The sequence below is a fragment of the Sediminibacterium sp. GW821-FHT12F12 genome (assembly GCF_058806635.1).
This window is the reverse complement of sequence record NZ_JBXAPW010000002.1, coordinates 371,017-388,800: the sequence shown is the minus strand read 5'-3', so window position 1 is coordinate 388,800 and position 17,784 is coordinate 371,017. Positions and strand designations below refer to the sequence as shown.

The window sequence follows — 17,784 nt, the reverse complement described above, 5'->3', positions numbered from 1 at the left end:
ATCAGGTAAGGTTAATCTCTTTTTGTAAAGCCGGTGCTATTGCATACCGGTTACTGGTTACGGCCAGTTTGCTGAGCAATGCATAAATATTTTTCAGACCGATTTTCTCTCCCCACTCAAACGGACCGCAGGGATAGTTGGTGCCCAGTTTCATGGCAATATCTATTTCTGCCCTGGTGCTGATCTCATCACCCAGTCCAAAATAAGCTTCATTGATGATCATGGCAATCACCCTGGCCGCAATCATACCCGGTACGTCTGGCGCCCACTGGTATGGCCAGTGGAGGGTCTGTAAAACCTGTTCTGCCCTTTCAATCATCGGCTGCTGAGCTGTGCCGACAGCCAGTTCCAGTAAATTCCGCTCCAGAAAGCCGTTCCAGGCATTGATCCGGATATGGCTGGCAGGCAGATTCTCCGATGTGGTGGTTACCGCATTGACAAAAACCGGCGCATCTGTTACATGGGCAAAAGCAGGGCCCTCTTCTTCCCATAACAGGTCGAAATAAGCCAGCACAGGCACTGCGGAAAGGGCTGTTTCCGGTGTTATTATCTGGACGCCCTCCGGTATCCCTTTGGCAAGAAATACCTGTTTTTGTGCTTCACTGGCTTTGAGGATGATCTGCATCTGCATTGATTAGACCGCAAATTTAGGTTGGCAGGTTGATAGAAATACAGCAATTTGCTGCCGGTAAAACGAATTATATGGCAAAACAGATCATCAAAACAGACAAAGCACCGGCACCCATCGGTCCTTATAACCAGGCAGTGAAAGCGAACGGGATGCTTTTTATCAGTGGCCAGGTAGCTTTTGTACCCGAAACCGGCGAACTGGTTACCAGTTCTGTGCAGGAAGAAGCGCATCAGGTAATGAAGAACCTGCAGGCGGTATTGTCTGAAGCCAAACTGACTTTCGCTCATGTAGTAAAAACCAGTATTTTCCTGAGTGATATGGCTTTGTTTGCCCAGGTAAACGAAGTATATGGCACTTATTTCACCGGCGATTACCCCGCCCGTGAAACTGTGGCTGTAAAAGGACTTCCCCGCGGCGTAAACGTAGAGATCAGCATGATCGCAGTAGTGGATCTATAGAAAATACATAAGAAATCTCCTGGCACAACAGGAGATTTCTTAGTCCGAATAGTACTTACCTTTTTTTTATTTCGACATTCCCTGCTCGATATTCGATATTCTATAGCTTGTCCTGAACACTTTCTGTTCATTCGGCGCCAGCATAATCAGGCCCATCCCGTTGTTGAAATTATCCGGTGCGCCACTGAGGTTCTCAATGGCAATACTGTTGCGGTGTGGGGGAATATACACCTGCAGGATCGGATAATTTTTACCCGGCTCGATCGTCAACTGCAGTTGCCCGTTCTGTAATATGCATTTGGCAGCTGCAGTGTCGGTTGCCAACTCAAAAGAATTATCGAGTTGAACGCCCGCTAAAGAACAACCGTTTCTGAAACGGGTGTCTGTTATTTTTTTCCCCGTAGGAAGCAGGTCTGCATTGTATTCCAGCTGTGTATCGCTGTCGAATTGCAGGGTGTAATCATCTACGGGTGTGCCCAGTGTAAAATACGGGTGCCAGCCATCCGCCATCGGAATAGCGGATGTATTGTGATGGAAGACTGTAGTGGTAACCGTTAAACGATTACCTGCCGTCAGTTGCCAGTTGATGAGCATGGTATACGGAAAAGGATAACCGGGATCTGAGCCGGGATACTGGTACTCCAGCGTTACAGCCGCTTTTTCTGTACTGACAAAAGTATCGGTAACGGTAAAAACGGCATCGTACAATAATCCATGAATCGCATGCTCGCCCAGGTACCATTTTTGGGTGGTATAATTGTGACCGGCTAACTGGTAACTACCCTTAAACATCCGGCATACAAACGGGCTGAGTTTGGCACTTCTGAAACCATTGGTGAGTTGTTGGATCGCTGCTTGTTCGTTGGCAAATCCATCTACTACATTGCGGATACTCCCATCTGCCAAGGGAATCCGGAAAGCATTGAGCAATCCACCCAGTGCGTAGATCTCAGCCTGGCAATCACTTTCCTTATCGGTTAATGTAATGACGGGAAACCCCGCATTATTATGGGAACTTACTTCAAAACGCATAAAAACTGATTTCGGGGTGAAAGGTAAAAGTTTGCGGCCAAAAACAGCTGCCTAAGTAAAAGCTAACAGCTGTTAACCTTTGCGCCTAAACCTGTAAATTTGCGCTGAGTTTAAAACAGGAACATGTCATATACCCCTACCCATAAGATCCGGATTGTTACCGCTGCCAGTTTATTTGATGGCCATGATGCAGCCATCAATATCATGCGCCGCATTTTACAGGCCAAGGGAGCCGAGATCATTCACCTGGGGCATAATCGTAGTGTGGCTGATATAGTAGAATGTGCTATCGAAGAAGATGCACAGGGTATCGCTATCACCAGCTACCAGGGTGGGCATGTAGAATTCTTCAAATACATGAAAGACCTCCTCGACCAGAATGGTTGCGGACATATCAAATTATTCGGTGGTGGTGGCGGAACCATTCTGCCGGAAGAGATCAGGGAACTGCATGCATATGGTATTACCCGTATTTATAGTCCGGATGATGGTCGCCATATGGGCCTCGAAGGCATGATCGAAGATGTGATCCGTCACTGCGATTTCAGCGTGGAAGAAAAAGGCGATTACACCAAACCCATGGGATTGGGCGAAGTGAAAGATGTACGCCTGGTAGCGAGAAGAATCACTATAGCAGAGAACGGGAACGAGGAAAAAAAGATGCCTCAACCAACAACCCATCTGCCAAAAATTCCTGTACTCGGTATTACCGGAACCGGTGGTGCGGGCAAAAGTTCTGTTACGGATGAGATCGTGAGAAGATACCTGCATTCTTTCACAGATAAGACCATTGCGGTGATCTCGGTAGATCCTTCCAAGAAAAAAACCGGTGGTGCGCTGCTGGGCGACAGGATCCGGATGAATGCCATATCGCATGGTCGTGCGTATATGCGCAGTCTGGCAACCCGTGATGACAATACCGCACTGAGTGCACATGTGCAGGATGCCATCGATATCTGTAAAGTGGCGGGATTTGATTTTATTATTCTGGAGTCGGCGGGTGTAGGGCAAAGTGATGCTTCTATCCTCGATTACTGTGATGTGAGTTTATATGTGATGACGCCCGAATATGGTGCCGCATCGCAGCTGGAGAAGATCAATATGCTGGACTATGCAGATGTGATCTGTATCAACAAATTTGATAAAGCCGGTGCACTGGATGCCTTGCATGATGTGCGTAAGCAGTTTAAACGCAACCACAATCTGTGGACCGCCAAAGACGAAGAACTTCCAATTGTAGGTACGATCGCTGCACAGTTCAATGATGCCGGTGTAAATGAGCTGTTCGAAAAACTGTTTGAAACGATCGAGAGAAAATGCAATGTTTCGTTCGCGCATTTCCCTTCGCTGCAGAACCAGGAAAGTAAGGGCGAATCCACTACCACCAAATCACAGATCATCCCGCCTAAACGTGTACGTTATTTATCTGAGATAGCCGAGACCAATCGTGGATATGATAGCTGGGTAAATGAGCAGGCAACCATAGCTTCCAAACTGTATCAGGTGCAGGGGGTGATGACAACCATGGCTCAGGATACGACTGTACAAAGCATTGCCGGAACCGGCGCTGCTGTGCTGGCTGAAATGAAAGCGCATTTTGAAAAACAACTGCACCCTGAATGTAAAAACCTGATAGATCAATGGCCTGCCCTGGAGAAAAAATACCAGGCAGATTTTTTTGAATATAAAGTGCGGGATAAAGTGATCAAACAGCCACTTACCGTACAATCGTTAAGTGGTTCACGGATTCCGAAAGTGGTATTGCCCAAATACAAAGACTGGGGCGATATCCTTCGCTGGCAGTTACAGGAAAATGTGCCCGGCGAATTTCCGTATACAGCGGGTGTGTTCGAATTAAAAAGACAGGGAGAAGATCCTACCCGCATGTTTGCAGGAGAGGGTGGTCCGGAAAGAACCAATAAACGTTTTCACTACGTATCGCTGGGACAACCTGCCATTCGTTTGTCTACCGCTTTTGATAGTGTTACGCTTTATGGCGAAGATCCTGCCCCACGTCCGGATATTTATGGTAAAGTAGGCAACAGTGGTGTTAGTGTAGCCACGCTGGACGATGCCAAGAAACTATACAGTGGTTTTGATCTCTGCGATCCGAAAACATCTGTGAGTATGACCATCAATGGTCCTGCGCCTATTCTGCTCGCGTTTTTCATGAATGCCGCCATCGACCAGTTGTGCGAAAAATGGATCGAAGGCAATGGTGAGTGGGAGCTGGTGACTGCCTATATGCAGCAAAAATTTAAGCATGCCCCACAGCCGATCTATTATAATCCTTCATCACCGGAACGTTTACCGGAAGGGAACAATGGATTGGGATTGAGATTGCTGGGTGTGAGCGGTGATGAGGTATTGCCGAAAGATGTTTATGAAAGGATCAAAGCGGAAGCTTTATCGCAGGTACGTGGAACGGTGCAAGCAGATATCCTGAAAGAAGACCAGGCACAGAATACCTGCATCTTCTCAACCGAATTTGCCTTGAAGCTGATGGGAGATGTTCAGTCTTATTTCATCAGTCAGAAAGTCCGCAATTTTTATAGTGTCAGCATCAGCGGTTACCATATTGCAGAAGCAGGGGCCAACCCGATCACGCAGCTGGCTTTTACTTTGTCCAACGGTTTTACCTACGTTGAGTACTATCTCAGCCGGGGAATGCATATTGATGATTTTGCGCCGAATCTTTCTTTCTTCTTCAGTAACGGAATGGATCCTGAATACACCGTTATTGGCAGGGTGGCAAGAAGGATATGGGCCAAAGCGATGAAGTATAAATACAAAGGGAACGACCGTTCGCAGAAATTGAAATACCATATCCAGACAAGCGGACGCAGCCTGCATGCACAGGAGATCGATTTCAACGATATCAGAACAACTTTACAGGCATTGTATGCGATCTATGATAACTGTAACAGTCTTCATACCAACGCTTATGATGAAGCTATTACCACGCCTACAGAAGAAAGTGTGCGTAGGGCCATGGCTATTCAGTTGATCATTAACCGCGAGCTGGGTTCTGCGGTAACAGAGAATTTCATGCAAGGCAGTTTTGCTATGGAAGAATTGACAGAATTGGTGGAAGAAGCGGTATTGGCAGAATTTGACCGCATCACCGATCGCGGAGGCGTGTTGGGAGCCATGGAAAGGATGTACCAGCGTAACAAGATCCAGGAAGAAAGTCTGCACTACGAAACCCTGAAACATACCGGCGAACTTCCGCTGATAGGTGTGAATACTTTCCTCAATAAAAAAGGAAGTCCGACGATATTGCCCGGCGAAGTAATCAGAAGTACAACAGAAGAGAAAGAACAACAGATCGAAAACCTGAAAGCCTTCCAGAAAAGGAATGCCGATAAGAGTGAAGCGGCATTGCAGCGATTGAAACAGGTGGCTGTAAATAACGGGAACCTGTTTGAAGAACTGATGGAATCTGTTAAATATTGCTCATTGGGGCAGATCACCCATGCATTATACGAAGTTGGGGGTCAGTACAGAAGAAACATGTAACTGGTTTTTCAGTATCTTACCGGCTGATTATCAAACTGAGTTATGACTATGTTTAGCAGCAAATCCTTCCTGTTTTTTAGCTGTTTCGCTCTTGTAGCAACAGGTTTACAGGCCCAGACAGCCAAGCGCTTTGATACCACCATGAAAGTGGGCAAAGTGGGCTATCGACTGTCAAGCAACAACAAAAACCTGGAGAAAAATTCAGCTACGGTAGCACCTATCGGATTTGATAAGAATATGCGCGAATTTACATTTGATATCAAGGGTAAAGTAGTGAAGGGGGAAGTGGACGATGTGAACCGGGATGGTTATCCTGACCTGGTAATTTACCTGCTGAGCAATGATTCTATCCCAAGAGGAAATGTAATTGGTATTAGTTCAGAAAAGAATGAATCAGTAGCCCCGATTATTTTTCCTGATATCTTCGATGATCCCAAGTTGAGGGTTGGATATAAAGGCAATGATGAATTTTTCCTGATGGAAGGCATGCTGGTAAGGCGTTTTCCGGTGTATCCAACCGAAGGGTCTCCGGCACCACCCACTACCGGGAAACTGATGCGCCAGATACAATATATTGTGGTTCCCGGCGAAAGAGGTGGTTCCAAGTTCAAAGCCTCCCGCAGTTATGAGTATACCAAACAATAAAGCTTGTATTAAATTACTGTAGCACTTCTCTTTTCAGCTCTCCGATTTGTACCTTTAGCAACCTTTAAACAGGTTGCATATGAAAAAGCTCCTTACTCTTTCCCTTGGATTCATTCTGGGTATCTCCGGGTTTTCTCAAACCTTACAACAGGTAGAAACCAATAAAATCACACTGCCCAATGGCTGGGGACTTACACCCGTGGGTCGTAGTTTACCGTTGGGCGATCTTCCACTGAATATCGCGGTAAGCAGATCTAAAAAAATGATGGCAGTTACCAACAATGGACAGGGCGTGCAGAGTATACAGCTGATTGATCCCATAACAGAAAAGGTACTGGATAATGTAATTATACCCAAAAGCTGGTATGGACTGCAATTCAGCGCCGATGAAAAAACCTTGTATGCTTCCGCCGGTAACGATAACTGGATTACGGAATATGCAGTGGACAATAAAAAACTGGTATTAAAAGACAGCATCATACTCGGAAAGAAATGGCCTAATAAGATCTCACCGGCAGGAATCGCTATCGACGATGCGGCAAAGTTGATGTATGTGGTTACAAAAGATGATAAGTCACTTTATATCATAGATCTTGCCACCAGAAAAGTACAGCAGCAGTTTTCTTTAGGTGGAGAAGCGTATGCCTGTGTATTATCTCCCGACAGGAAAGAGTTGTATATCAGTTGCTGGGGTTGTGATAAAGTGTATGTGTTCGATACAGGTAAAAAGAATGTTACAGCAGAGATACCAGTAGGCGATAATCCCAATGAGCTTTGTCTTACCAAAAACGGGAAATACTTATATGTCGCCAATTCCAATGATAATAGTGTTTCGGTGATTAATGTGGCAAAGCGGAATGTACTGGAAGTGTTGAATGCAGCACTGTATCCCGATGCACCCAATGGTTCTACCACCAATGGACTGGCACTTAGCGAAAACGAAAAAACACTCTATATCGCCAATGCAGATAATAACTGTGTAGCTGTATTTGATGTAACTATTCCCGCACAGAGTAAAAGCCGCGGGTTTATTCCGGTGGGCTGGTATCCAACCAATGTGAAGGTGGTGGGTAAAAAAATCTTTGTATCTAATGGTAAGGGATTTTCTTCCATGGCAAATCCATACGGTCCCAATCCTTTTGTGAGCAGACAGTCTGTGGTTTACCAGCAGGGAGATCCGAATAAGCCGATTGATGTACAATATATTGCCGGATTGTTCAAAGGTACAATGACCATTTTGGAGGAACCTACTGATAAGCAGTTGTCTGTTTATTCGCAGGTAGTATACCGGAATACCCCCTACAATAAAGTGAAAGAACTGGTGGCCAGGGGAGAAGCCGGTAACCCGATTCCACGCAAGGTGGGCGAACAGAGCCCGATCAAATATGTGTTTTATATCATTAAAGAAAACAGGACCTACGACCAGGTTTTGGGTGATATGAAAGAAGGTAACGGAGATCCATCTCTTGTTTTATTTGGAGAGAATGTTACGCCTAATCAGCATGCTCTTGCAAGAGAATTTGTTTTACTTGATAATTTTTATGTAGACGGAGAAGTAAGTGCCGACGGCCATAACTGGAGTACGGGGGCCTATGCAACTGATTTTTTAGAGAAGAACTGGGTAACCAGTTACGGAGGCCGTGGTGGTAGTTATGATGCAGAAGGTAATCGAGCCGTAGCCAATAACAAAGGTGGCTTTATCTGGGATCATTGTAAGAAGGCCGGTATTAGCTATAGAACCTATGGTGAGTTTGCAGATGATTACAAACCCAATATTCCGGCACTGAAAGGGCATTTATGTCCCTATTTTACCGGATATAATAATTCAGTACAGGATACAATCCGTTTTCGCCAGTGGAAACGGGAATTTGATTCTTTGCTGGCAGCCAATGCGGTACCTCGTTTTAATTCACTTCGTTTCAGTAATGATCATACGGAAGGTCTACGCAAAGGGCGACCTACTCCTTATGCACACGTTGCAGATAATGATCTGGCAGTTGGCTTATTTGTTGAACATCTCAGTAAAAGTCCGATCTGGAAAGAGTCAGCCGTATTTATTCTGGAAGATGATGCGCAAAACGGAGCCGATCATGTGGATGCACACCGCAGTCCTGCATACCTGGCAGGTGGTTTTGTAAAAAGAGGTTTTGTAGATCATACGATGTATTCTACTTCCTCCATGCTACGTACCATTGAACTGATCCTGGGTATTCCGCCAATGAGCCAGTACGATGCTGCCGCGGAACCGATGTGGCGTTCTTTCACTTCTACACTGGATGCAACTCCTTTTAAGGCAAGACCTGCCAATATCAACCTCATGGAGAAAAACACAGCGATGAATGAGTGGCAAAGACGTTCGGAAGAATTTAACCTCACTAAAGAAGATGCTGTTCCTGATCTGGAATTCAATACCGTATTGTGGTATGGATTGAAAGGTGATAAAACGCCTTTCCCCGGGCCGAGGAGAGCTGCCTTTTATAAGGCTGGTGAAAAAGCAGATAAAGACAGAGACTGATCAGCGTCCGGAAGTAATAACAATTTTGGTGGCAGTTGTTTCCTCACCCGAATCATCGCGTACGATTACGGGATAAATGCCACTGGTGATTTTTTCTCCGCGGTAGTTGCGTCCATTCCAGATAACCTGGCCGCCCAGTGCCCTGGCCTGATAAACCAGACGTCCGTTCATTTCTATGATCTTAACCAATGCATTGTTTACCAGTCCGCGGATAGCGATAGTACCATTGTATCCCGGTGGAACCGGATTGGGGAATACAAGCACATTACTGTTGGTAGTGCCACCTTCTGTTGCGGTACTCCTGAAACTGCAGATCCCGGATAAGGTCGCAATAAATACCTCACCGGTGGCCGGATCTATAGCGAGTTTCTTTACATCATTGTTAAGCAAAGGACTGTTTTCTTCTGTGAAACGATAGATGATTTTATCGCCATCTGTAGAAATCAGCCAGAGCCCGTTTTTAGTGCCGATCCATTTCCGGTTGGCACCATCTACTGCAATGCATTGTACAATTTCATCCTTGAAGAGAAGTCCTGCAAACCGATCGAGTTGCACAACAGGTAAGATAGCATCACAGCCATTGCCACGGAAAGTCTCATTGGGGCATTGAATAATTCCAATTCCTTTATCTGTTCCCACCCAGATAAATCCATTCTTATCTTTGGCAATACTTAATACATTATTTCCGGGTAAGTTGCCATTACCACTTCCCTGCCGGTAAAATTTCCATTGATCATCTGTGGTATTATCGATGCTTTGTCCGTAGTTGAAACAAAACAATCCATTGTCTTTCGGACTCTGGATCCATAACTGGTTATAATCATCGATGAGGATCTGACCAACTGCATTTTCAAGATGCGTAAAGGGAATAGAGAAAGCTTTCCAGCTGCCATCCGTTTTTCTCACCTGCAGGTTTTGCGGAGCGCCATAGTTACTGATCCATAAGTTCCGATTCTGGTCGAAGGCCAATCCACTTACACGAAAACTGCCAGGATCACCAATAGCGGCTTGCAACGTACTGTTATTTCTTTTATAGATGAGGGGAGAACCTGATTTTCTGAAGTTAACCAGTCCACCACCATAACTGCCCGCCCAAACAGTTTCATCAGCAGGATCAATCGCCAGGCTGATAAAGTCAAAGACTGAATCCAGTACGGGTTGATTGTAATAACCCTGGTAGCTCCAGTTGTCCTGTTCAAAAAAATACACGCCGTTCCGGTTATATTGGTAGTTCCAGGCACTGTTCACACTGCCGGCAGCTGCGTAGAAATTGTTTTGGTGAATAATCATTTCGCCATCAGCAGTCCCCGGCGGACCATTGGGTATAAAGCGTTCAGCAGTAGGATTGAATGCAGACAAGCCACCAAATTGATCAGCTACCCAAATGGCGTCATTGTCAATAAGAGCAGATTTTGGGAATGAGATCACATTAGGTTGTGTCAATATTTTTTCAATCTGCCCGTTGGTATTAACCACAATGACCCGGGCGTTGCCAGATGCAGCACGCTGTCCGATCAATAGTTTGTTGGCAGAACTGTTTACGCTTATAATGGGCCAGTTGGCACCTGTATAGAGAAGTTGCCAGTTTGCTCCGTTCTGTATAAAAAGCGAATCTCCTTTTACTGCAAAGACTTTATTATCTGCGATAAGGATATTTTGTACGGGTCTATTCCCCCATCCGGTTACTGAAACGGTCTGCCAATTTTTGAAGTTAGCGGGATTGTCAGTGGTAACCGCAGTAGTTTTAAGACCTTCTTCCGTAGCGGCGTAAAAAAATTTACCATCACTGGTAAATGCATTCACTGCCACCTGCTCACCACTATTTCCTATAACCCATGTGTCTTTGATCTCATATTTCTGAAGATCTATAACAATGATGCCAAGACCGGTGCTCAAATAGGCCAATCCGTCTTTGCAGTAAACAGAATAAATGGTTTTATTTCCTGTAATCCGGCTTCTTTTAATATCGCTGATATTTCTGACCGAACCGTCTTTAACAATATCAAGATTGCTGTTGGTATAGGCGATCACCAGTTGAGCGGTAGCGGCGTCCCAGCCTATTTGTTGAATGCCCACTTCGGTAAGACCGGAAACTTTACTGTATCGGCCTGTTTCTTTTTTTTCATTGATATAAAAAACATGAGAAGTAGCGGCGCAGTAAATTTTATCTCCTTTCAGTACCTGTGAAGTTTGTTGACTATTCAGGTGATCCCTCCATTCTCCGATGGGAGGGATTGGAAGCTGTGCTGTTAGGTAAGTAGCGTTAAGAAAATAAAATGCACTAATCAGTATTAGTTTTCTGACCAGTGCAATGATAAAGGTTTTACAGATGCCCATAGCTTTCATAGTAATAAGCATATGTATTATTTTCCGGTAAACCCAAAAAGTTGTCTATGGATAGTTTAGATATTGACAATGCCGTTTTTGATGGCAAAAATGGCAAGTCCAACCCTGGTTTTCACATCCAGTTTTTTAAACAGGTTATCCCTGTAGGTGTCAATTGTTCTTGGGCTCAGGCACATTTCGTCTGCGATCTCTTTATAGGTTTTTTCGGTGCAGATCCATTTCAGAAAGGTGGATTCATTTTCACTCAGGCTGTTCAAAGCATAGGCATCGCCTTCAAATACTTCTTCATGGTTGATATAGTGCATGAGTTTGTTACTTACCAGTTCGTTGATGTAGTAACCACTATCTCTGACGCTGTCAAGGGCGTCTTTAAAAATCTTCGGTTTACTATCTTTCAGGATATACCCTCTGGCGCCATTTTTCAGCATCCTGATAATCGCCGTATCATTTTCAAGCATACTCAACACGAGTACTTTGGTTTGCGGCAGGTTGGCCTTGATCCAACTGGATGTTTCGTAACCATCCATTACCGGCATGGTGATATCCAGTAAAACGATATCAGGTGGCGTTTTTGATTTTACTTTTTCGGTGAATTGTTTTCCGTTATTGGCTTCCATCACTACTTTAAATCCTTCAAACGAATTAATGATAGCCATTAACCCTGTTCTCAGTAATTCATGGTCGTCTACCAAAGCAACTGATGTCATATATTGGATTGTTTAGGTTTGATATGTAAAGTTATGGTAGTTCCATTACCCGGAGAACTGTTTACATCTACCGTTGTATTGATCATTTTTGCCCGGTTAATGATATTCTGGAGGCCGATGCCTGGTCTGGTTGATTGATTAATCAGGGTAGTATCAAAGCCGATCCCGTTATCCGTAATACGTACGGATGTGATATTGTTTTTATTACTGATTTCAATATCAATGCTATTGGCAGATGCGTGTTTGATGATATTATTAATGATTTCCTGTATCATTCTGTAGAGAATAATATCTGTATTGGCATCCAGAATATGAAAGTTATCAGATGTGCGAAATGAGGTGTGAAATCTTCCGGTTTTTTCTATTGAAATCAGTAATTGTCTGATCGATTCAATAATACCAATAGAGTGAATACGGTTGTTCTGCAGATTATGGCTGAGATCTCTAAGATCTTTGATGGCTTTGCCAAGAAGATCATCTGTCTGATTGATTTTATCTTCTGTTACATGCTCCCCGAAAGTATTCAGGTTTAGCCTGGCAAGACTCAAAATCTGTCCGATATTGTCATGTATTTCCTGGCTGATATATGTAAAAGCCTGTTCTTGGATCTCTAATTGTGTTTTAAGCAGGGTCTGTTCAAAACGGTTGCGCATCTCCTCTTTTTCCTGTTTATTCTTACGCTGCCTTCTGAGAAATACAAATACAATCAACAATAAAAAACTACCAATGAGCACAAAGAAAACAGATGCTACTACGATGGTAATGAGGATGTCTTCTTGTTGTTGGGGCATAAGAAAAAAGATATACAAAATGCACTATATAAAATTACATTTAAACTATGATTAATAATTCCATATATCCTGATTCCTTCTACTTGTAAATCATTGTTTCTTAAGTACTCAAATAAAGCATTTATGATTACAGAACCGAGATAAAAAATTAATAATCCACTCGAAATCCAAAAAAATGGTTGTCGTGAAAGCTGCAAATCAATTTTATCAGGCAAAACTGATTCATAAAAGAAAAAACAACAAAAGATAACTACAAAAAAAGATCCGAAGAGGAATGTATAAGTGTTGAATGTTTTGTTAAGGCCTTGAACAAAGAGCATGTTTAGTATTACAAGTGTAATAAAGAGGGGTATGAATAATAGTACGATCTTTTTAAAGATCTTTTTTCTTAGCTGACTATAAAAGAGAAGTGCGTAAAAGACAAATTCTAATGTTGTAAATACATTATACATTGCATAGTTTCTTACCCCTCTGGAAAAATACCACCATCCACTGAATTCAATACAAACAGTAGTAAATAAAAAAGGAATAAAATACAGAAGTAATTTATTCCTTTTTTTATAATAATATACAATCGACGCTAATAAACTAAAAACTTGAAAATACAAATCGATCGAAAAAGACATTCCTGTTTCTTATGGGTAAATCTGACCATGATTTAAAAATTCATCCAAAGGATCACCAATCCCATCATTACGACGAGTAGCGGATGGTGCAGGAATTCTGTTACCGGTAAAAAATACGGTTAATCTTCCATAATCTTTTGGATTAGCAGGTTGTGCTCCTCTGCCATACACACCAAAGTTCACATAAACTATATCACTCTTATATTTAGCCTGCATACCATTAATGAAAGCAATTAAATCTTTTGCCTTAAACTCTACTCTAAGGGTTTGATCGTCATTGCCAAATTTTTTGGCATAATTGGCAGCTAAACTTGCAGCATATCCGGCATTAATAGATCCTGCATAAGGACCACTTCCTGCAGTACCCACAACTCTTTCATCAGATGTGGCTGTTGTATCTTCTGTAGCAGCAGCCTGCTCTTTCTGGCAGGAACTAAACAGAACTGTTACAAGCATAATAGTTCCAAAAAGGAATACAAGCTTTTTCATAAGTCTTAATTTAGGTGGGGGGCTATCTAAAACAGCACACCGATAATATATAACTGCAAGTTAAGAAATCCCTGATTTTAACAGGGTGTTTATTATGAAGAAACATGAAAAAAATCTATTAAATTAATGATAATCAATCGTTTAATAGCATTTGATTGATAAAAAAACGGTGTTTTCAACGCCTAAAAAACGGTGTTTTCCTCGTTTTTTGCGTATTTCATCGTTTTTCCTGCCCTTTCCTGTCGGCCATTTTATTCTACACCGGGCCTTTAGGTTATCTGAATTGCAACTATTTGCGGGAATGGGATCTTGTATTCAAGTATTATATCCGGACTACACAATTCATAGACAATTGTCTATACCCCCCTCAATTGTAATGACCCTTTCATATACTTTCTGATTGAAAAACCGGTTACCAGCCAAACCACCCCAGCAATGAGTAATGCTGCCAGAGTGGTAGTGATGTCTGGTAGCCTGCTGAGGAAAATTCCCTGATCCGTTAATTGCTTATACAACAGGAATTGAATAATTCCTACCATACAAAAGGATAATAAAATAATGACGAGCGTGCCTGGTAGAAAACGTAAAAACAGAAAACCTCTTAGCTGTGAAGGAGAGGTTCCTAACGTGATTAATAAACGGATATCTTCGCGCGAAGAGGCAACTGTTAACTGTATGAATAAGGTAAATACCAATAATGCAAACGAAAACAGAATGATACCGGTAATCCCAGAAATACTTACCACTATATCCACTACACGGCGGTATTTACTGAATCTTGTTTTGTCTGCATCTGTGGAAAGATTTTTCTCTTTCAGATAAGCAGTCAGTTGTGGATTACCCGCATCCCTGGTTTTAATAATGACCCTTGAAGGTTTCATGTTTTGGGTCTTCCCAAAAACAGTATTTCCCCATTTCATAAACTCTTCTGGTACCAACAGAGATGAGATCCGGTCGCTGAACCCAACTACACGACCATTAAATGTGACCATACCTTTAGGTCCATATACATTCACCTTAAATACAATCATCTTTACCACCTGCTGTGTTAACTGCGGCAAATTCTGCGAAAAAGAAAACTGGAAATTGTAAAAATCCAGAAACATATTTGGCGCTATAATAGGAATGAACATTGCATTTTCATTCCAAGTCCAATCCTTTGCAGTAATGTCGATGAATTCCTTAGGAACACTTTCAAAAGCAATATCTGTATAAAAAGGGAACCTGTCACTGGCACTCTGTATGGATGCCTTGAAACGACTGGGCGTAAGTAATCCTACGGATTCCACATACGATTGATTCTGTAAATCCTTGATCTCACTTTCTGTTAATCCGGTTGCCCCCAGATTCTGATCAGTAATGGTTTTATTAATGACCAGAAAATTAGCCACACTATCCTTGTTATTCTTACTGTATAAAAGATCACGGTAATCTGCCTGAAGCTGCACTGCAGTGAGCATTAATATGATGGCAAAAGATAATCCAGTCATTGCCATCATATACCGACTACGGCCTGTGCCGGAGCGGATGATCTTTTTCAGCAAGACATTCAATCCATGCATATAATCTGTGTTTCTTTATAAGTGTAATTGCCTGCTATACACAAAATGATTGTCTTCATCCAGATCTGTGATGATGAAACCCGCGTCTCGTTTCCGGCACTCTCTTGCAATCAGGGCAGCTGCTTTTTGGGTGTTCTCAATATCCAGATGACTAAAGGGTTCATCCATAATCAGCCACTCAAAAGGCTGCATCAGAGACCTTATGATCGCTATCCGCTGCTGTTCGCCATAACTGCAGAGACCTGCTTCCTGATCCAGGATTTTTTCAACGCCCAGTTCTGAAGCCATTTCATTAATCACCGATGATTCATAAAAAGGTTGCTGCATCACCCGCTTCAACTCAATATTTTCTCTGGCAGTAAGCTGGGGAAATAAACGAAGATCCTGGAAAATGATACTTACCTGCTTTTGTCTGAGTAAGGCCAGCGCATCCCCCGTAATCTCTGTTGCCGGGCGATCATTCAGCACTATGTTACCTTCATAATCATGACGGATCTGGTATAAAATATGAACCAGTGTGGTTTTGCCTGTTCCACTGGGGGCTTTGATTTTGATATATTCTCCCTGTGTAAACTGTACAGATGTATTCCATATATCAGAACAGTTTTGCGAGAAACGGTCTTTTAAAGGAGTAGGAATGATATGGTCCAGCTGAATTTTCATTGATATAATGAATCGAAATAATAAAGTCCTGCCTGGCAGGACCCTATTATTTTAAACATAACAAAGTTATTAATTGGTTCGTATGATGGCAGGTACTCCGCCCGGAAATAATTTTTCTTCCGATTCCTTTTCACGTTTTGCCTGCAGTCTCATGTCTACTGCTATATCTGTTATCAGGCTGGTTAAAGTTACCAGACTGTTTTGTTTTTCATTCTGCATCCGGACTTCCAGCGTGGCTTTTACAGACTTGCCATCAAAATTATCTGATGTGGCCAGCACATCTTTAAACGTATTCTTAGCAGTAGTTAAAGATTGTTGAAAACCTGCTGGTGCATCTTTACTAAAGCCATTAAGTGTATTCGCAATATCAAAATAAAACACGGTTGATTTTCCTTTAAAGCGGTCGAGTGCTTCTTTATTGATAGCTACTTTACTGGTTTGTGACATATAGGCTGCATAAGTGACAGAGTCGCTGGCGATCACGAGGTTTTTATCATCGGCCTGAATATACAGGCCCATAAATGTAAATAGGTTACCTGCTTTGTATACATTGTTTTGTTTTACCAGTACTCCCTGTTCCACCGCCTTATCCATCACTTTTGCAAAACTGACTTTATCGCCCACAGGCGCACTCAGTATCATTTTGCCGATAGGTTTTTTGCGTAACATACTACGCTCATCCTGTTTGGCTTCAGGTTCTGTAGTGGTGGTACCCATATCTGATACAATCACTGCAATATCTCCCTTTAATGATCTGTACAGGTCCCGGCTGCTCAGCCCGCTTTTTTCAAGGAAGTTATTGACGAGCCCTTCCACTTCCAGCTGCTTCAGCAAACCACCGAAAATTTCAGGGTTAAATGCTGCTAACATGATACCGTTGATATTCTGTGATGGGTAATGCTCCAGCATAGACAGATTTACCGTTGGCCCTGCATACTGTTTTAATACACTGCTGAGTAATTGGTTGGTGTAACTGGTAGATTTAGCCAGTATCCGTCCATCTTCAAAACCCAAGGTAGCTGTGGCATAATTGTCTTTTATCAACTCTTCCAGTTTGGGTAACTGAAAAGACATCATACTTAATGCAGCCAGGGAACTATTGGCACTGGTAAATACATAACCATCTGCTTTTTCTTTGAACATGTCCGTAAAAACAGACAGGTCGGCCAGTGATTCTTTGATAGACTGCGTAAAGTAATGAGCCACTTCCTGTCTCAGCTCTGCTTCTATATCTGCGGGAGGTGGCTTTTTGAAAGTCATGGCAATTGTATCATACACAGGTTTCAGTGTATGCGCATACATGGTAACAATCACCTGCTGATCGTTCCAGGCCAGCATACTGCCGTCGCTGGTGCTGATATGACTGTAGTCTTTTTCTTTGGTGATGGATTTGCCTTTGAGTTCTTCCTGTTTTTGCAGATAAGCCGCTAATTTGTCCGCATCTTCCAAACCGGCAATCAGGCTGAATGTGTTGGAGGTACTATTGTCTGCATGGGATTTCTGCAGGCCAAAAACGAACATCTTGTTAGACCAGTTAATGCCTGCATTATTTTTCAGCTCCTCAATTCTGGCTTTGTCTTTTACATCCAGTGAATCGCTTTTAAAGATGCGGCTTAATAAGGTATCAATACTGATGCCCCCTTTCTGCAGCTTATCTTTCATCTGTCCTGGATCCAGTACGAGTACAAACCCGGCTTCTTTAGGGATATATTTCGCTTCTTTGGGCACATCGTTCTTGCAAGATGACAGACTTACCGCAAACAGAACCGCCACAATGGGCAAATACAATAGTTGCTTCAT

13 protein-coding genes are annotated in these 17,784 nt (G+C 42.8%); 4 read left to right on the top strand and 9 right to left on the bottom strand.

Annotation, left to right across the window (positions count from 1 at the left end):
- Position 1: 1 nt before the first annotated feature.
- Entirely contained in the window at positions 2 to 625 is a 624-nt protein-coding gene (locus AC1RNB_RS04130; protein WP_493080951.1) for a 3-hydroxyacyl-CoA dehydrogenase family protein, read from the bottom strand.
- A gap of 77 nt (positions 626 to 702) precedes the next feature.
- Between AC1RNB_RS04130 and AC1RNB_RS04125 the strand changes: the two genes are divergently transcribed.
- Positions 703 to 1,089 carry a RidA family protein gene (locus AC1RNB_RS04125; RefSeq protein WP_493080950.1) on the top strand — a complete coding sequence of 129 codons (387 nt, stop codon included), beginning with the start codon at positions 703 to 705 and terminating at the stop codon, positions 1,087 to 1,089.
- Positions 1,090 to 1,155: 66 nt separating this feature from the next.
- On the opposite strand, the gene AC1RNB_RS04120 is transcribed toward AC1RNB_RS04125, so the two are convergent.
- The gene (locus tag AC1RNB_RS04120; RefSeq protein ID WP_493080948.1) at positions 1,156 to 2,121 is read right to left on the bottom strand and encodes an aldose 1-epimerase; all 966 of its coding nucleotides are present in this window, start codon (positions 2,119 to 2,121) and stop codon (positions 1,156 to 1,158) included.
- 123 nt (positions 2,122 to 2,244) lie between these two features.
- Here AC1RNB_RS04120 and AC1RNB_RS04115 point away from each other — a divergent pair, with 123 nt between their 5' ends.
- The 3 genes from AC1RNB_RS04115 to AC1RNB_RS04105 all read left to right on the top strand — a co-directional run bounded on the left by AC1RNB_RS04115 (position 2,245) and on the right by AC1RNB_RS04105 (position 8,800).
- Complete coding sequence (locus AC1RNB_RS04115) at positions 2,245 to 5,640, top strand: methylmalonyl-CoA mutase family protein (RefSeq protein ID WP_493080946.1); 3,396 nt, start codon at positions 2,245 to 2,247, stop codon at positions 5,638 to 5,640.
- A 48-nt stretch (positions 5,641 to 5,688) separates the two neighbouring features.
- The gene (locus AC1RNB_RS04110; RefSeq protein ID WP_493080944.1) at positions 5,689 to 6,285 is read left to right on the top strand and encodes a hypothetical protein; all 597 of its coding nucleotides are present in this window, start codon (positions 5,689 to 5,691) and stop codon (positions 6,283 to 6,285) included.
- A 79-nt stretch (positions 6,286 to 6,364) separates the two neighbouring features.
- Positions 6,365 to 8,800 carry a bifunctional YncE family protein/alkaline phosphatase family protein gene (locus AC1RNB_RS04105; RefSeq protein ID WP_493080942.1) on the top strand — a complete coding sequence of 812 codons (2,436 nt, stop codon included), beginning with the start codon at positions 6,365 to 6,367 and terminating at the stop codon, positions 8,798 to 8,800.
- Here the strand turns inward: AC1RNB_RS04105 and porZ are convergent, their stop codons facing one another.
- The 7 genes from porZ to AC1RNB_RS04070 form a co-directional block, all read right to left on the bottom strand.
- On the bottom strand, positions 8,801 to 11,158 hold the full coding sequence (gene porZ / locus AC1RNB_RS04100; RefSeq protein WP_493080940.1) for a type IX secretion system anionic LPS delivery protein PorZ: 2,358 nt from the start codon (positions 11,156 to 11,158) through the stop codon (positions 8,801 to 8,803).
- A 44-nt stretch (positions 11,159 to 11,202) separates the two neighbouring features.
- A complete protein-coding gene (locus AC1RNB_RS04095) occupies positions 11,203 to 11,853 on the bottom strand; it encodes a response regulator transcription factor (protein ID WP_493080938.1) in 651 nt (216 codons plus the stop codon).
- Complete coding sequence (locus AC1RNB_RS04090; RefSeq protein WP_493080936.1) at positions 11,850 to 12,644, bottom strand: sensor histidine kinase; 795 nt, start codon at positions 12,642 to 12,644, stop codon at positions 11,850 to 11,852. The genes AC1RNB_RS04095 and AC1RNB_RS04090 overlap by 4 nt, the downstream gene beginning before the upstream one ends.
- 635 nt (positions 12,645 to 13,279) lie before the next feature.
- Entirely contained in the window at positions 13,280 to 13,759 is a 480-nt protein-coding gene (locus tag AC1RNB_RS04085) for a hypothetical protein (RefSeq protein ID WP_493080935.1), read from the bottom strand.
- A 356-nt stretch (positions 13,760 to 14,115) separates the two neighbouring features.
- Complete coding sequence (locus AC1RNB_RS04080) at positions 14,116 to 15,321, bottom strand: ABC transporter permease family protein (RefSeq protein WP_493080933.1); 1,206 nt, start codon at positions 15,319 to 15,321, stop codon at positions 14,116 to 14,118.
- A 15-nt stretch (positions 15,322 to 15,336) separates the two neighbouring features.
- Positions 15,337 to 15,984, bottom strand: a complete 648-nt coding sequence (locus AC1RNB_RS04075; RefSeq protein ID WP_493080931.1) for an ATP-binding cassette domain-containing protein — start codon at positions 15,982 to 15,984, stop codon at positions 15,337 to 15,339.
- 69 nt (positions 15,985 to 16,053) lie between these two features.
- Entirely contained in the window at positions 16,054 to 17,784 is a 1,731-nt protein-coding gene (locus AC1RNB_RS04070) for a hypothetical protein (protein ID WP_493080930.1), read from the bottom strand.

Coding starts and splice junctions, on each gene's coding strand:
- AC1RNB_RS04125 (WP_493080950.1), top strand. CDS start 703: ATGGCAAAACAGATCATCAAAACAGACAAAGCACCGGCACCCATCGGT.
- AC1RNB_RS04115 (WP_493080946.1), top strand. CDS start 2,245: ATGTCATATACCCCTACCCATAAGATCCGGATTGTTACCGCTGCCAGT.
- AC1RNB_RS04085 (WP_493080935.1), bottom strand. CDS start 13,759: ATGAAAAAGCTTGTATTCCTTTTTGGAACTATTATGCTTGTAACAGTT.
- porZ (WP_493080940.1), bottom strand. CDS start 11,158: ATGCTTATTACTATGAAAGCTATGGGCATCTGTAAAACCTTTATCATT.
- AC1RNB_RS04075 (WP_493080931.1), bottom strand. CDS start 15,984: ATGAAAATTCAGCTGGACCATATCATTCCTACTCCTTTAAAAGACCGT.
- AC1RNB_RS04120 (WP_493080948.1), bottom strand. CDS start 2,121: ATGCGTTTTGAAGTAAGTTCCCATAATAATGCGGGGTTTCCCGTCATT.
- AC1RNB_RS04070 (WP_493080930.1), bottom strand. CDS start 17,784: ATGAAGCAACTATTGTATTTGCCCATTGTGGCGGTTCTGTTTGCGGTA.
- AC1RNB_RS04130 (WP_493080951.1), bottom strand. CDS start 625: ATGCAGATCATCCTCAAAGCCAGTGAAGCACAAAAACAGGTATTTCTT.
- AC1RNB_RS04080 (WP_493080933.1), bottom strand. CDS start 15,321: ATGCATGGATTGAATGTCTTGCTGAAAAAGATCATCCGCTCCGGCACA.
- AC1RNB_RS04110 (WP_493080944.1), top strand. CDS start 5,689: ATGTTTAGCAGCAAATCCTTCCTGTTTTTTAGCTGTTTCGCTCTTGTA.
- AC1RNB_RS04105 (WP_493080942.1), top strand. CDS start 6,365: ATGAAAAAGCTCCTTACTCTTTCCCTTGGATTCATTCTGGGTATCTCC.
- AC1RNB_RS04095 (WP_493080938.1), bottom strand. CDS start 11,853: ATGACATCAGTTGCTTTGGTAGACGACCATGAATTACTGAGAACAGGG.
- AC1RNB_RS04090 (WP_493080936.1), bottom strand. CDS start 12,644: ATGCCCCAACAACAAGAAGACATCCTCATTACCATCGTAGTAGCATCT.